The sequence below is a fragment of the uncultured Roseibium sp. genome (assembly GCF_963675095.2).
GTDB lineage: Bacteria > Pseudomonadota > Alphaproteobacteria > Rhizobiales > Stappiaceae > Roseibium.
In genome coordinates this window covers 1-13,019 of record NZ_CAXXSJ010000027.1, presented here as the reverse complement: position 1 = coordinate 13,019, position 13,019 = coordinate 1, and the positions used below count along the sequence as shown (strand labels likewise).

The window sequence follows — 13,019 nt, the reverse complement described above, 5'->3', positions numbered from 1 at the left end:
CCCGCTCTGTCCGTACCGCCCCTTTATTCCCGCGCGCGGGTGGACCATATTGCGGGGATGAGCAAGACGTCCCCTTCCCGTCCGAAAAAGACCGCCGCCGACGAGCCGAAAACAGACGGCTTCGGCGAAGCCCCCCAGGCCACCTTCGAAGGCGCCCCCCTGAGCGGCAGCATCTCCGACTGGGCAAAGGAAATCGAGGAAGAAGCGGCGAAACCAGCGCCGAAAGGGCAAAAGAATTCCGGCGAAGCCGGCAAGCGCGACCGCGCGCCGGCCGGTCAGGCCGCCCCCGCGGAGGATAGTGAGCGCAGCGAACGCTCATCCGTGAGCGCAAACAAAAAAGCCCCCAAGCGGAGCCAACCCAAACCCACCAAATCCGCCCGAGGCACGTCCATCGGCAAGGCCGACACCGCCCGCGAACGCGCGGCGGGCGGTCTCAACCCTGTCGCCGGCCTCGACATCTCTCTGGAGGATGCGGAAAAGCTCGAGAAACACCTCAAGGACAACAAGAAGAAAAAGAAGGAATCCAAATTCGGCGAACTGACCGGCAACCAGGGCGCGACCGCCACCGTGGAGGCCCTGTCGGCGCTGATCGAGAGCGGCAACCCGCTGCACAAGAACGGTGAGATCTGGACCCCGCACCGGCCGGAAAAACCGGCCAAGTCCGAAGGCGGCGTACAGATCGTGCTGAAGTCCGAGTACGAGCCTGCCGGCGACCAGCCGACGGCGATCGCGGAACTGGTCGAAGGCATCCAGGCGGACGAGCAGACCCAGGTGCTGCTCGGTGTCACCGGCTCGGGCAAGACCTACACCATGGCCCAGGTGATCGAGCGCACCCAGCGCCCGGCCCTGATCCTGGCGCCGAACAAGACGCTGGCGGCCCAGCTCTACGGCGAGTTCAAGAGCTTCTTCCCCGACAATGCGGTGGAATATTTCGTCTCCTACTACGACTACTACCAGCCGGAGGCCTACGTCCCGCGCACGGACACCTATATCGAGAAGGAAAGCTCGATCAACGAGCAGATCGACCGCATGCGCCACTCGGCCACCCGCTCTCTGCTGGAGCGCGACGACGTCATCATCGTCGCTTCCGTGTCGTGCATCTACGGTATCGGCTCGGTCGAAACCTACACCGCCATGACCTTCGCGCTGGAAGTCGGCGAGCGCATCGACCAGCGCCAGCTGATCGCCGATCTTGTCGCCCTGCAGTACAAGCGCAACGACGCCGCCTTCCAGCGCGGCACGTTCCGGGTGCGCGGCGACACCATCGAGATGTTCCCGGCCCATTACGAGGACCGGGCCTGGCGCATCTCCCTGTTCGGCGACGAGATCGAGTCGATCACCGAGTTCGACCCGCTGACCGGCAGGAAGTCCGGCGAGCTGAAGCAGGTCAAGGTCTACGCCAACTCCCACTACGTGACGCCCAAGCCGACGCTGAACCAGGCGATCAAGTCGATCAAGTCCGAGATGAAGGAGCGGCTGGAGGAGCTGAACGCTCACGGCCGCCTGCTAGAAGCCCAGCGTCTGGAGCAGCGCACCCGCTTCGACCTGGAAATGCTGGAGGCCACCGGCTCCTGCGCCGGCATCGAGAACTATTCCCGCTATCTGACCGGCCGCGCGCCGGGGGAACCTCCCCCGACCCTGTTCGAATACCTGCCCGACAACGCGCTGGTCTTCGCCGACGAAAGCCACGTCACCATTCCCCAGATCGGCGGCATGTACCGGGGCGACTTCCGCCGCAAGGCGACGCTGGCCGAATACGGCTTCCGCCTGCCGTCCTGCATGGACAACCGCCCCTTACGCTTCGAGGAATGGAACGCCATGCGGCCGCAGACCGTCTGCGTCTCCGCCACCCCCGGTTCCTGGGAGCTGGACCAGTCCGGCGGCGTCTTCGCCGAACAGGTCATCCGCCCGACCGGCCTTGTCGACCCGGTCATAGACGTACGCCCGGCCTCGTCCCAGGTCGACGACCTGCTCGGCGAGGTCCGCGAGGTCGCGGCGAAGAGCTACCGCACGCTGGTGACCACGCTCACCAAGCGCATGGCCGAGGACCTGACCGAATACCTGCACGAGAACGGCGTACGCGTGCGCTACATGCACTCCGACATCGACACGCTGGAGCGGATCGAGATCATCCGCGATCTTCGTCTCGGCGCCTTCGACGTGCTGGTCGGCATCAACCTGCTGCGCGAGGGCCTGGACATTCCCGAATGCGCCCTGGTCGCCATTCTCGATGCGGACAAGGAGGGCTTCCTGCGCTCGGAAACCTCGCTGGTCCAGACCATCGGCCGCGCGGCCCGTAACGTCGACGGCAAGGTGATCCTCTACGCCGATAACATGACCGGTTCCATGGAGCGGGCCATGGCCGAGACCGAGCGCCGCCGGGAAAAGCAGCTCGCCTATAACGAAGAGCACGGCATCACCCCGGAATCGGTCAAGCGCAACATCGCCGACATTCTCGACAGCGTTTACGAGCAGGACCACGTCACCGTGGACTCCGGCTTCGCCGAGGACTCCGGCGCGCTGGTCGGGCACAACCTCAAGGCCCACATCGAGGATCTGGAACGGCAGATGCGCGAGGCCGCAAGCGACCTCGACTTCGAAACCGCCGCCCGCCTGCGCGACGAAATCAAGCGCCTGCAGGCCACCGAACTGGCGGTGGCCGACGACCCCATGGCCCGCCAGGAAGCCGTCGACGACCGCAGCGGCGGCTACCGCGGCGACCGCAAGTTCGGCGCCGGGGGGACCAAGGCAGGCGCAAGCGGCAAGAAACGGGAAACGGCGAAGGATCGGGCGAGAGCGGCTTCGAAATCGGCCCTTCCCGGGCCGAGCGCCAAGGTGCGAAAGAACACGCTGGACGAGATGACCGTTGGACGGACGGAGGTACCGTTGTCACGCGGACCCGTGCCGACGAAGCCCGAAGACGACGTCAGGCCCGTCGTGCGCGGCAAGATCGGTGCGGGGTCATATGAGGATCCGGCGGAGGAAAAGCGCCGCGGCCGGCCGAAGAAGAGCGGGCGTCCGGGGCGGTAGAGCCCAACGCACAAGAGGGGGATAGAACCATGTGGTTTTTCCGGGCGCTGTACCAGATGATCTCAGGACATCTCATCCGTGAGGCCGAAGCGAAGGCAAATAACGGTTCCACGAACGTGACGCTCAGCCTGAAGCAGGAAACGGGCAATGGGGACTATTTTGTGGTTCTCGCGTTGAAGTCAGCCGGCAACTACCAGTATGCGCACTTTACCCGGCCGGAATTCGACATGTTTGCCGCAGAAGTTGCCGGGATCCAGGCGGATTTGTCGAACCTTTGAGGCTTCAGCGCGAGCGCAAGAGAGCGCTGCTTTCATTGAGAATTAGCCGCACCTGCGGTGCGAATGATTTCTGGCAACTGTGTTTTCACGGAGTGAACGGCACTTCGTCGCGAATGACTGCATTCGCAGTCGTCAGCAGTTTTCTTGCAACCGCTATTGTTTTGACTTTGAAAGGTTTTCCGCGATTTCCAAGAGTGTCAGCGAAGGCCTTGAACCTTGAGCTGGAGCGCCTGCTTGCGGTCGAGCGCCTGTTGCTGCGTGTCATAGGGTCCGCCGGCGATGTTCCAGTTGGCGCTGTGATGATAGCCGCCGTCCAAGTCGGTCAGCATCCGGATGGTACAGGTGCCCGCATGATCCTGTCGCAGCACGAACCATTTGGCCGTTTCTCCCTGCGCATAGGCGAGGCCTGCGGAGGTGACGGCCAGTAGCCCGCCGAGGAGTGCGATTCCGGGGACCATTTTCATTTTGACATCTCCCGAATTTCATTGTTTCGGAAGAGCTTTACATGGTCAGTGGCAGCGATTGTTTCAACTGATAGAGGCAAGCTAACACACTGAAATAAAATGAATTATTTGCAACTTGCCATAAACGGAAACCGCATCCGGCACTCCGCGGCAGGCATTGCATCGGCCGCACAACCGGATAGTGTAAGCACACCACCATCCTCTTGCGGAGTGCCCATGCGCGTTTCCAGCCTTGCCGCCCGTTTCAAATTCGCCCTGGCACTGCTCGTCCTGGCCATTTGCACGGTTCCGGCACAAGCCAACCCGCCAGACGTGCTGAAGCAATGGAACGGTGATCATATCCAATGGCTTGGGTACGACGCGGGCGCCCGCAAGGCCCGTGAAACCGGCAAGCGGATGCTGGTGGTGTTCTATACGACCTGGTGCCCGCACTGCACCCGATACCGCAAGCAGTTCTTCGATCCGCGGGTGACCGCGCTTTCGGAAAAGCTGGTGATGGTGCTGGTCGACCGGGACACCCAGCCCGGCATCAACAAGCGCTACGACCGGTTCGGCCGTTACATTCCCAGGACAATGGTGCTCAACTCCAAGGCCCGCCTGCTGCCGGAGATCCGCGGCCTGCATCCCGAGTATCCTTTCTTTCTGGATACGAACCATCCGGAAGATCTGCTTCGACTGATGACGCTGGCGGCCGGGCAAAGCGGATAAGCTCTGTTCACCCCGGCACCGCCGGCAGGACGGTGAACAGCACCACAGCAAACGCAAAAACCGCAGTCGCCAGCGCATAGAGCCGGATCACCCGGCGGCGCAGCGGTTCGGCTTCCGGGCCGAAGCCGTTGCGCCGCAGGAGCCGCGACCACAGTCTCAAACCCTCGACGATATCGAAGCCGAGCGCGCCTTCCGGCGACTGGTGGCGGAAGAACACCATGGTTCGCGCCCAGGCCGCCACCAGCAGCAGCAGGGCCAGCGCCATGAAGGTGATGAAAATCAGATAGGGACCGCTCACCGCTTCCACCCTTGTCTCGCGTCCGGACACCAATTGACCCCGATTGGCCAAGACCACCATTGCCGTTAAGTTAATCCTCCTTTCGGCCTGGGGGAAACAGCGATGCGGGCAATCGGGGCAATTCTGGGGGCGATCGTCGGCGGCATCGCCATGGGCGTCGCCGTGACCCTGGGCCCGGCGATGGCTGTGATCACGGCGCTTGTGTTCATGCTTCTGATCCTGCGGCTGACCCGGCCGAAACAAACGCCACCGTCGGCGGCCCCGGATCCGGCGGAAGATCCGGATGAGGCCCTGCTGCGGCCGCCACCAGGAACGAACCCCGGCCCGGACACCCAGACCCTGATCGCGACCGCAGTCGTGGTGGCGCTTATTGTCGCGGGACTGATGTGGCTGAACGGCGGCTGAGCGGCGGGGCTGTCGCTCGCCGCATAAGCCGTTGCTTCAAAGCGCCGCACTGCCAGGCCCGTCCGATACAGGATCGCCCCCGGCGGCCCTTTTCTCACACGTTTAAGGGGATATTTCGCAGAATTGCCACTGGACTTCAAATTAGCAAATTCTTTAAGTTTCTTAACAAGAGTCGAAAGTAACAGAGCCAGGCACGGATTCGCCGGACCCATAAATGAGCAGCGTATACACAAACGACCAGATCGCGGACCAGTTGGTCAACGGCTACTGGAATTCAAACGGCTACAGCTGGCGCTCCTTCGGCGTCTCTGTCGGGGCCACGCTGACCTACAACATCACCGGCCTCACCTCCGCCGGACAGACGCTGGCCACCACCGCACTGCAGGCCTGGTCCTACGTCACCGGCCTGAATTTCAGCGCGACCACCTCCAGCTCGGCAAATATCTACTTCTATGACGATTACACCGGTGCCTTCAGCCAGTCCTACGGCTACGGCAACACGATCACCCAGTCCATCGTCAACGTCTCGACCGCCTGGATAGCCACGTACGGCACAAGCCTCCAGTCCTATTCCTTCCAGACCTTCATCCACGAGATCGGCCACGCGCTCGGCCTCGGCCATGCGGGCAACTACAACGGCTCGGCCACCTACGGCGTCGACAACGACTATCTGAACGACTCCTGGCAGGGGTCGATCATGTCGTATTTCACCCAGACCGAGAACACCTACGTCAACGCCAGCTTCGCCTGGATCATCACGCCGATGATCGCCGATATTCTCGCGGTCCAAACCCTTTACGGCACGGCGTCTTCCCTGCGCACCGGCGATACCACCTACGGCTTCAATTCGACCGCCGGCGGCTATTACAACCAGTTCTCCTCCCTGTCTCCGGTCAGCTACACCATCATCGACAACGGCGGCACGGACACGCTCGACTACAGCGGCTATTCTGCAAACCAGACGCTGGACCTGCGGGCCGAACATTATTCCAACATCGCCGGCCTGACCGGAAACCTGGCGATTGCCCGCGGCACGGTGATCGAAAACGCCATCGGCGGCTCCGGCTGGGACATCCTGATCGGCAACACCGCCGCCAACGTGCTGACCGGCAACGCCGGCAATGACAACCTGCTCGGCGACTACGGCAACGACACGCTCAACGGCGGCGGCAACAGCGACACGCTCAACGGCGGCTACAATTACGCCTTCCTGGCGGTCGAACATGTCGATAACCGGGCCATCAACGGCTACCACGACCATGTGCTGGCCGGAGACTTCAACGGCGACGGACGCGACGATCTGATCTTCACCTGGGACCACCGCGGCGAAAACCGCCTGTTCCTCGGCAAGGCCGACGGCAGCTTCACCGACGGCGGCAGCCCGCTTCCCGCCGCCGGGATCAACGGCTATCCGGATCACACCCTCATCGGCGATTTCAATGGCGACGGCCGCGACGACCTGATCTTCACCTGGGACTACCGCGGCGAAAACCGCCTGTTTCTGGGCACCGCCGGCGGCGGGTTCACCGATGCGGGCGTGCCCATCGATTCAAGGGGCATCAACGGCTATCCCGATCATACGCTGGTCGGCGACTTCAACGGCGACGGGCGCGACGACCTGATCTTCACCTGGGACTATTACGGCGCGAACAATCTGTACCTCGGCACTGCCGGCGGCGGTTTCACCACCGTAGCCGGCCCCATCGATCCAAGGGCGATCAACGGCAGTCCGGACCACACCCTCGTCGGCGATTTCAACGGCGACGGGCGCGACGACCTGATCTTCACCTGGGACCGCTACGGCGAGAACAAGCTGTTCTACGGCACCGCCGGCGGCGGCTTCTCCACCCAGGGACAGACGATCGAAGCGACCGCGATCAACGGTTCTCCGGACAACACCCTCACCGGCGACTTCAACGGCGACGGACGGGACGACCTGCTGTTCGGCTGGGCCCACACCGGCGACACCCGCCTGTTCTTCGGCAGCGCCAGCGGCGGCTTCGACTATTCGAGCTCCTACAAAGGCCCGAGCGGCCTCACCGACAACCCGGACCGCGTTCTGATCGACGACTATGACGGCAACGGCACGGACGACCTGATCCTGATCTGGGCCGGCTCCGGACAGGCCAAGTTCTACACCTGCATCAACAACTCCTTCGTGGAGATCCCGAACTACATGGACTCGGACTGGTTCCTGTCGTCGGAAAACATCGTGACCGGCGATTTCAACGGCGACAGCGCCACGGATGTCTTCTCCGCGGACGCCGCGTCAGGCACCAATTACCTGCTGCTCTCGTCAAGCTCCGACGGCAACGACACCCTGAGCGGAGGCTCCGGCCACGATGCCTTCTATTTCCGGGGCAAGAATTTCGGCATGGACCACATCACGGACTTCACTGCGGGGGCAGGCACCGAAGACCGGATCGTCTTCTCCAAGGCCGTCTTCGACGACTTCAGCGCGGTGCTCGCCGCAGCCTCCACGTCCGGCTCCGACACGGTCATCACTGCGAGTTCCGTGGCCACCATCACCCTCGACGGCGTCGCCCTCGCCAGCCTGCATTCGGACGATTTCGAGTTCATTTGAGGGGAGAGGCCTGATAGGCCAGATCTGTGGCGCGGATTTGATAGCCAGCCCCGATTTCGTCATCCCGGACGCAGCGTAGCGGAGATCCGGGACCGGGGAGCCACGGTCTTCGTTAGGGCAACTCTATAAAAATTGTCAGCTTTCGCCGCCCCTGCCCTCCACCAGGGCTTCGGGCGTTCGTCGCTTGAAACGCCAATCGTGTACGCCCGCTGCGCTTCGCTAGGACTTCGGCCGTTCGTCGTTCAAAAAGCAAAATCGTTTGCGCCTGTTGCGCTTCGCTATGGCTTCGCGCGTTCGGCATTCCAATCGACAAATCGTTTGCGCCCGTTGCGCTCCGCTATGGCTTCGCGCGTTCGGCATTCCAATCGACAAATCGTTGTCGATTGGCCGGCCAAAGGCCGGACATGCCTCACTCCTCCGGTTCAACCGTGAACTGGAGGGGGAAGCCGCGTTTCTGGGCGGCGGCGACGGCGCGGTCGGCCTTGGTTTCGGCAACGTCTTTCGGATAGACGGAGACAACGCAGGCGCCTTTCTGGTGCGCCGTCAGCATGACGATTTCCGCTTGGGAGGAATCCAGCCGGAATTCGCCCTTCAGAACCGTCACGACGAATTCCCGTGGCGTGAAGTCGTCGTTCAGGAGCACAACGCGGTAAAGCTTCGGCCGCTCGGCCTTGAGCCGCGGCTTGATCCGCGGTTTCAAGTTGGTGTCGCTCATCTGGAAACGTCCGTCAAAAATTCTGTCTTGACCGGTTCGTCATTATCGCACCGCAGCGCCGCGAGGTCCACCTGCGTCGCACACAGAGCGAATCAGTCTGCCGGCCAGTCATTCCGGAGCCGCATCTACATCGGTTTCGCGCAGGATCTCAAGCGCAAATCCACAACAGGGATTTCCCCAAGAGACTCTGGTGCAACAGCGGGATAAAATTTGGCGGTGAGCCTTCCCCATACCTTGCTTTTAGGGCTAAATCTGGCTGACCGTTGAAAGCGACCGGCAAGATCGGTTAAAAATGAGTTAATGAAAATGCAGAGTCGCGTCGGCAGTAGGCCCTTCGCGTAAGACAGGAGTCGGTTATGGGCATTTTTTCCAAGAGCTCGCGGTCTGGCGAAGACGCGCGGGAACGGCCAGAGGACGCCGGTACCGCCGGTGCAACGCACATGGAAGCGGAAGACACAGCATCGAACGTCGCGCAGATTTCTCCGTTTGCGTTGCGGATGCAGGAAAAGATGCACACGCTCGATGGCCTGAAGACCCGCATCGGCGGCCTCAGCAAGACCTTCGACCAGATGAATGCCCTGGCGATGGAATCCCAGAACAGCATTCACATGCTGGCCGAATTCGTCGAGACCTCCCGTCAGCACGTTGAGACGGAAGTCCGGCTAAAATCCGAGAACGCCAAGCTGTCGACCGATCTTCTCGACGTGCAGCACCAGGTCAAGTCGCTGTCCACCCAGCTGGAAGAAGCCCAGGCGGAAGTGCATTCCCTGCGCAAGCGCTCCACCGAGACCCGCACCGCCCTGGAAACCGCCCGCAACGACATCGTCACCATCCGCGACAACAACAAGCGGGTGAACGAGGAATACCGCCACCAGAGCGCCCAGCTTGTGGAAGCCAATTCCCAGATCGCCGAACTCACCGGTGAGCTGAACGATCTCAAGGCGAAATACGACTCCCTCGAGGACCACGCCGAAAGCCTGAAGTCCGAGCTGGATGCCATCGCCCGGCGCGAGAAGGAACTGCAACAGAACCTCTCCGAAAGCGCGACGCTTCTGGAAGAGGAAGTCAAGAAGAACAGCCGCGCCTCCAACGAGCTTGAAGCCGCCAAGCGCGAAGTCGTCGATCTGCGTAATGACAACATCGACCTGAAGTCGCACATGGATGTCGCCCGCCAGGAACTGGCCTATTCCAAGTCCCGGCTTGAAGAAGAACAGCGCAAGCACGACAACGAGGTCTACGCGCTGAACGCGGAGATCGAGAACCTGTCCTCCCAGCGCCGTATCGGCGCCCAGTCGCTGCAGGAAACGACCCGCGAGAACTCCTCCATCAAGGAGCGCAACCGCTCGCTGATGAAGCGCATGCAGGAAATCGAACTGCTGCTGGACAGCGCGCAGAAGAACCACGAGAAGGACCGCAACGAGCTGATCTCGACCAGCGCCAAGCTGCGTGAGGTCAACCTGCGTTACAATTCGGCCCTGACCGATCTCAACCACGAGCGCAAGCAGAACCAGAAATACGCCGAAAATCTGGAAGATCTCGTCGAAGAGAACAAGAAGCTGCAGAAGTACAAGATCCAGGTCGACACCGCGAACGACCAGATCGCCCAGCTCAAGTCCGTCATCGCCAATTACCAGATGGCCATGGAAGGCCGCGGCCCGGCCGAGGAACTCGGCCTCACCGAAGAAGCCGAAGACAGCGGCAAGAAAAAGGACGGCGACGACGATGTCGTGGTCAAGCTGCGCGACTGATATCGGCACTTCGCTCAATCGAATAACAAGGCCCGGAGTATGATGCTCCGGGCTTTTTCATGACCGGTTGCATTCCGGGCGCGATCGGGCGACCCTCGTTCCAGCAACAGCACCGGATGTCATGACCGTTCGACCGCCCAAAGCCTATTCGAAGGACCTGCAGGACCCGCTTTCGGCGGCTCTGGAGCAGGAGATCTTCAAAGAAAAGGCCGGCACCCTTGCACGGCTGAACCGGAAAACTGGAAGAAGCGCTCGCCCGGCTGCCCGACCCGGATCCGGATGCCGACGAAGTTGCGCTCGAAAAACAGGACAGGCTCATGGCCGAAGCCGGAGAAGCGCTCTGGCACGTCACGATCCAGCGCGAACTCTGCGGCCTGACCCGGCACAAGGAATTTTTCGACCACATGAAGGTCCCGCGCGCCGTCCGTCTGCGCATGGGGCCCGTCCTTGGCAAGAAGCGCCCGGATCAATGAACTCATCGTCCGCATGCCCCGTCGCAAAATCACAGCGGCGGCCAATCCGTGCTTTACGTCACAGACACCTGCCCGGGACGCTGTAAGGTCTTCAGCAGCAAACGAAGGGGGTTTCGACACATGCGAAAAAAACAGGTTTCCCGGATCAAGGGGCTCCGGCAGACGGTGGCAGGCTGTGGCAATCGCTCTTCTCGCGGCGACCACCTTTTCGACCGTTGCACGCGCAGACAGCTGCTGGACCCACAACGGATCCCTGATGCGGCTCCAGGCAAGGGGCAATGAGCGCTGGATCAGTTATGAAGTTCCGCGGCCACAACTGCAGGCCGGCGGCGTCCAGCGCGGCACCTTGCTGTTCAACGGCATAAAGCAGGGCAACTGGTACCCGGGGCACCGCCCGGGTGTTTTCAAAATACTGCCCCGGCACACCCCCTGGAATATGCCGTTGAAGGCCCCGTCCGGTCCGACCAGTTGCAGGTAACCGTCCGCGGCACCCGGGAGGTTTACAACCAGTGTCGCCCAACCGGCCGGTACACGACCGACACCCTGGTCTTCACCTATTCACATCAATGTTAGGTCCAATCTGGAAACGCGCATCTTTTTTCCGCCCGGCAAAAAACCGGTCGATGAGGCCAATGGGCCAGCTTGCAAGTAACGTTGCGGGATGATTTCTTGTCGCCGGCGTTTACGGGATTCGCAGGATTCGATGATAAACCGTCCTGCGGTTCGCACGTTCGACGTCGGTAAGGCATGAAATCCAACGATACCGGCAGGCCGCGTTTAATATTTTGAGCCTGGTCCTGGAGCACCGGCAATGTTCGGAAGAAATATATTCAAACGTCTTGTTCACACCGCAGCCGCACTGGCCGTCGCCCTGCCGTTGGCGGGAGCAGGCTTACATTGCGATGTACTCGACGGCAGCGGCCGCTCAGGTGCGTGTCGTTCCGGATGGAAACCGCTACCGGAACCAGCCCAGTATCCCTTTCGCGTCGGCGCGCCGTACCAAGGCTGCCAAATCCAGCTATGACGCAAAATTCGAAAAGGTGCTTGCCGTTCTCCAGCGCGACCGCCGGTTGGTTTCGTCCATCAAGCGTGTTGCGAAGGTCTATGGGATCGACCCGATCCACATGATCGGCGCCATTGTCGGCGAGCATACCTACAATTACGACACACTCGACAGCGCCCAGTCCTACTACATCAAGGCGCTCGCCTATGCCGGCATCGATATCAGCTTTGAATACAACGACGAAAACGTGGTCGACTTCGTCCAGAGACCTCAGTTCGACCGTTGCCGGAAGGGCAAGACCGCCACGGACAGCGATCGCCTTTGGTCGTGTTACGAGCGCGTGTGGAACGGCCAGTTCCGAAACCGGAAGGTCGACGGCACCCGGTATCCCCGCACGAATTTCAACGAAACCTTCTTCCAGCCGCTTTTTTGCCGGGCAGAGCTTCGGTCTCGGCCAGCTCAGCCCGCTGACGGTCCTGAAGATGACCGACCGGGTCGCCCGTCAAAGCCGCTACCGCGCGCTGGACGCGTCCAATGCCAAGGAAGTCTACAGGGCTACGATGGACCCGGACATCTCGCTGCATTACATGGCAGCCGTCATCCAGGATGCAATCGAGGCCTACAAATCCGTCGGTAAGGTGGACATTTCGAAGAACCCGGGACTGACGGCCACCCTGTATAATCTGGGCGATCCGTGGTCACGGGCGGCCCGCCTTCCGCAGAAGCGGTGCGGCCTGGCCCCCGCGAAAACTATTACGGCTGGCTGGTCAACGACAAGGAAGACGAGCTGCGCGCCCTGCTCTGACGCGCAGGGCAAGTCGCCCCGTAAAATCACAGGGCTCAGCGCAGGAACGGATTGGTTTCCCGCTCGTGTCCGAAGGTCGATGCCGGGCCGTGACCGGGCAGGAACGACACATCGTCCCCGAGCGGCAGAAGCTTCTCCTTGATGGACGCGATCAGCGTGGCATGATCGGCACCCGGCAGGGTCCGTCCGTCCGATCGATCCGGCGAACAACACATCGCCGGAAAAGGCAAACCTGAGTTCCGGATCGAAAAAGACTACGTGCCCGGGCGCGTGCCCCCGGGCAATGCAGGACCTGGAAGGTCCGCCCGGCCATCTCCATCGTATCGCCGTCGACAAGCCACAGGTCCGGCTCCACCGGCTTGGCCTCCGAGACGCCGAACTGGCGCGCCTGGTCGGCAACCCGCTCGATCAGCATTCGGTCCGCCTCGTGCGGCCCCTCGACCGGCACGCCGAGTTCGGCCGCCAGGTCCGCCGCACCGCCGACATGATCGATATGGCCATGCGTAAG

The 13,019-nt window shown here is 61.7% G+C and carries 10 protein-coding genes and 2 pseudogenes; 7 read left to right on the top strand and 5 right to left on the bottom strand.

The window, feature by feature from the left end:
* The first annotated feature begins 57 nt into the window (after positions 1-57).
* On the top strand, positions 58-3,030 hold the full coding sequence (gene uvrB / locus ABIN98_RS08975; protein ID WP_346909306.1) for an excinuclease ABC subunit UvrB: 2,973 nt from the start codon (positions 58-60) through the stop codon (positions 3,028-3,030).
* A 29-nt stretch (positions 3,031-3,059) separates the two neighbouring features.
* The gene (locus ABIN98_RS08970) at positions 3,060-3,308 is read left to right on the top strand and encodes a hypothetical protein (protein ID WP_346909304.1); all 249 of its coding nucleotides are present in this window, start codon (positions 3,060-3,062) and stop codon (positions 3,306-3,308) included.
* 197 nt (positions 3,309-3,505) lie between these two features.
* On the opposite strand, the gene ABIN98_RS08965 is transcribed toward ABIN98_RS08970, so the two are convergent.
* Positions 3,506-3,772 (bottom strand): hypothetical protein, encoded by a 267-nt coding sequence (locus tag ABIN98_RS08965; protein ID WP_346909302.1) that lies wholly within the window; start codon positions 3,770-3,772, stop codon positions 3,506-3,508.
* 216 nt (positions 3,773-3,988) lie between these two features.
* Between ABIN98_RS08965 and ABIN98_RS08960 the strand changes: the two genes are divergently transcribed.
* Positions 3,989-4,480, top strand: a complete 492-nt coding sequence (locus ABIN98_RS08960) for a thioredoxin family protein (protein WP_346909300.1) — start codon at positions 3,989-3,991, stop codon at positions 4,478-4,480.
* A 7-nt stretch (positions 4,481-4,487) separates the two neighbouring features.
* Here the strand turns inward: ABIN98_RS08960 and ABIN98_RS08955 are convergent, their stop codons facing one another.
* On the bottom strand, positions 4,488-4,778 hold the full coding sequence (locus ABIN98_RS08955; RefSeq protein WP_346909298.1) for a hypothetical protein: 291 nt from the start codon (positions 4,776-4,778) through the stop codon (positions 4,488-4,490).
* 102 nt (positions 4,779-4,880) lie between these two features.
* On the opposite strand from ABIN98_RS08955, the gene ABIN98_RS08950 reads away from it, so the two are divergent.
* Together ABIN98_RS08950 and ABIN98_RS08945 are read left to right on the top strand one after the other, a co-directional pair.
* A complete protein-coding gene (locus ABIN98_RS08950; RefSeq protein ID WP_346909296.1) occupies positions 4,881-5,183 on the top strand; it encodes a hypothetical protein in 303 nt (100 codons plus the stop codon).
* A 214-nt stretch (positions 5,184-5,397) separates the two neighbouring features.
* Positions 5,398-7,767: an FG-GAP-like repeat-containing protein gene (locus tag ABIN98_RS08945; RefSeq protein WP_346909294.1), complete on the top strand. Its 2,370-nt coding sequence runs from the start codon at positions 5,398-5,400 to the stop codon at positions 7,765-7,767.
* Positions 7,768-8,176: 409 nt separating this feature from the next.
* Here ABIN98_RS08945 and clpS read toward each other — a convergent pair whose 3' ends face one another.
* On the bottom strand, positions 8,177-8,482 hold the full coding sequence (clpS, locus tag ABIN98_RS08940; RefSeq protein WP_346909292.1) for an ATP-dependent Clp protease adapter ClpS: 306 nt from the start codon (positions 8,480-8,482) through the stop codon (positions 8,177-8,179).
* 356 nt (positions 8,483-8,838) lie between these two features.
* Here clpS and ABIN98_RS08935 point away from each other — a divergent pair, with 356 nt between their 5' ends.
* Positions 8,839-10,230: a hypothetical protein gene (locus ABIN98_RS08935; RefSeq protein ID WP_346909290.1), complete on the top strand. Its 1,392-nt coding sequence runs from the start codon at positions 8,839-8,841 to the stop codon at positions 10,228-10,230.
* Positions 10,231-10,427: 197 nt separating this feature from the next.
* On the opposite strand, the gene ABIN98_RS08930 is transcribed toward ABIN98_RS08935, so the two are convergent.
* Positions 10,428-10,709, bottom strand: coding sequence for a hypothetical protein (locus ABIN98_RS08930; RefSeq protein WP_346909288.1), 282 nt, complete (start codon positions 10,707-10,709; stop codon positions 10,428-10,430).
* A gap of 896 nt (positions 10,710-11,605) precedes the next feature.
* On the opposite strand from ABIN98_RS08930, the pseudogene ABIN98_RS08925 reads away from it, so the two are divergent.
* A pseudogene (locus tag ABIN98_RS08925) lies at positions 11,606-12,511 on the top strand (DUF1402 family protein).
* Between the two features lie 35 nt (positions 12,512-12,546).
* On the opposite strand, the pseudogene ABIN98_RS08920 reads toward ABIN98_RS08925, so the two are convergent.
* Positions 12,547-13,019: pseudogene (locus ABIN98_RS08920) on the bottom strand (MBL fold metallo-hydrolase); the annotation flags it as partial.

Excerpts from the sequence above, each read along its gene's own strand:
- uvrB (WP_346909306.1), top strand. The coding sequence starts at position 58 with ATGAGCAAGACGTCCCCTTCCCGTCCGAAAAAGACCGCCGCCGACGAG.
- ABIN98_RS08970 (WP_346909304.1), top strand. The coding sequence starts at position 3,060 with ATGTGGTTTTTCCGGGCGCTGTACCAGATGATCTCAGGACATCTCATC.
- ABIN98_RS08965 (WP_346909302.1), bottom strand. The coding sequence starts at position 3,772 with ATGAAAATGGTCCCCGGAATCGCACTCCTCGGCGGGCTACTGGCCGTC.
- ABIN98_RS08960 (WP_346909300.1), top strand. The coding sequence starts at position 3,989 with ATGCGCGTTTCCAGCCTTGCCGCCCGTTTCAAATTCGCCCTGGCACTG.
- ABIN98_RS08950 (WP_346909296.1), top strand. The coding sequence starts at position 4,881 with ATGCGGGCAATCGGGGCAATTCTGGGGGCGATCGTCGGCGGCATCGCC.
- ABIN98_RS08945 (WP_346909294.1), top strand. The coding sequence starts at position 5,398 with ATGAGCAGCGTATACACAAACGACCAGATCGCGGACCAGTTGGTCAAC.
- clpS (WP_346909292.1), bottom strand. The coding sequence starts at position 8,482 with ATGAGCGACACCAACTTGAAACCGCGGATCAAGCCGCGGCTCAAGGCC.
- ABIN98_RS08935 (WP_346909290.1), top strand. The coding sequence starts at position 8,839 with ATGGGCATTTTTTCCAAGAGCTCGCGGTCTGGCGAAGACGCGCGGGAA.
- ABIN98_RS08930 (WP_346909288.1), bottom strand. The coding sequence starts at position 10,709 with ATGAGTTCATTGATCCGGGCGCTTCTTGCCAAGGACGGGCCCCATGCG.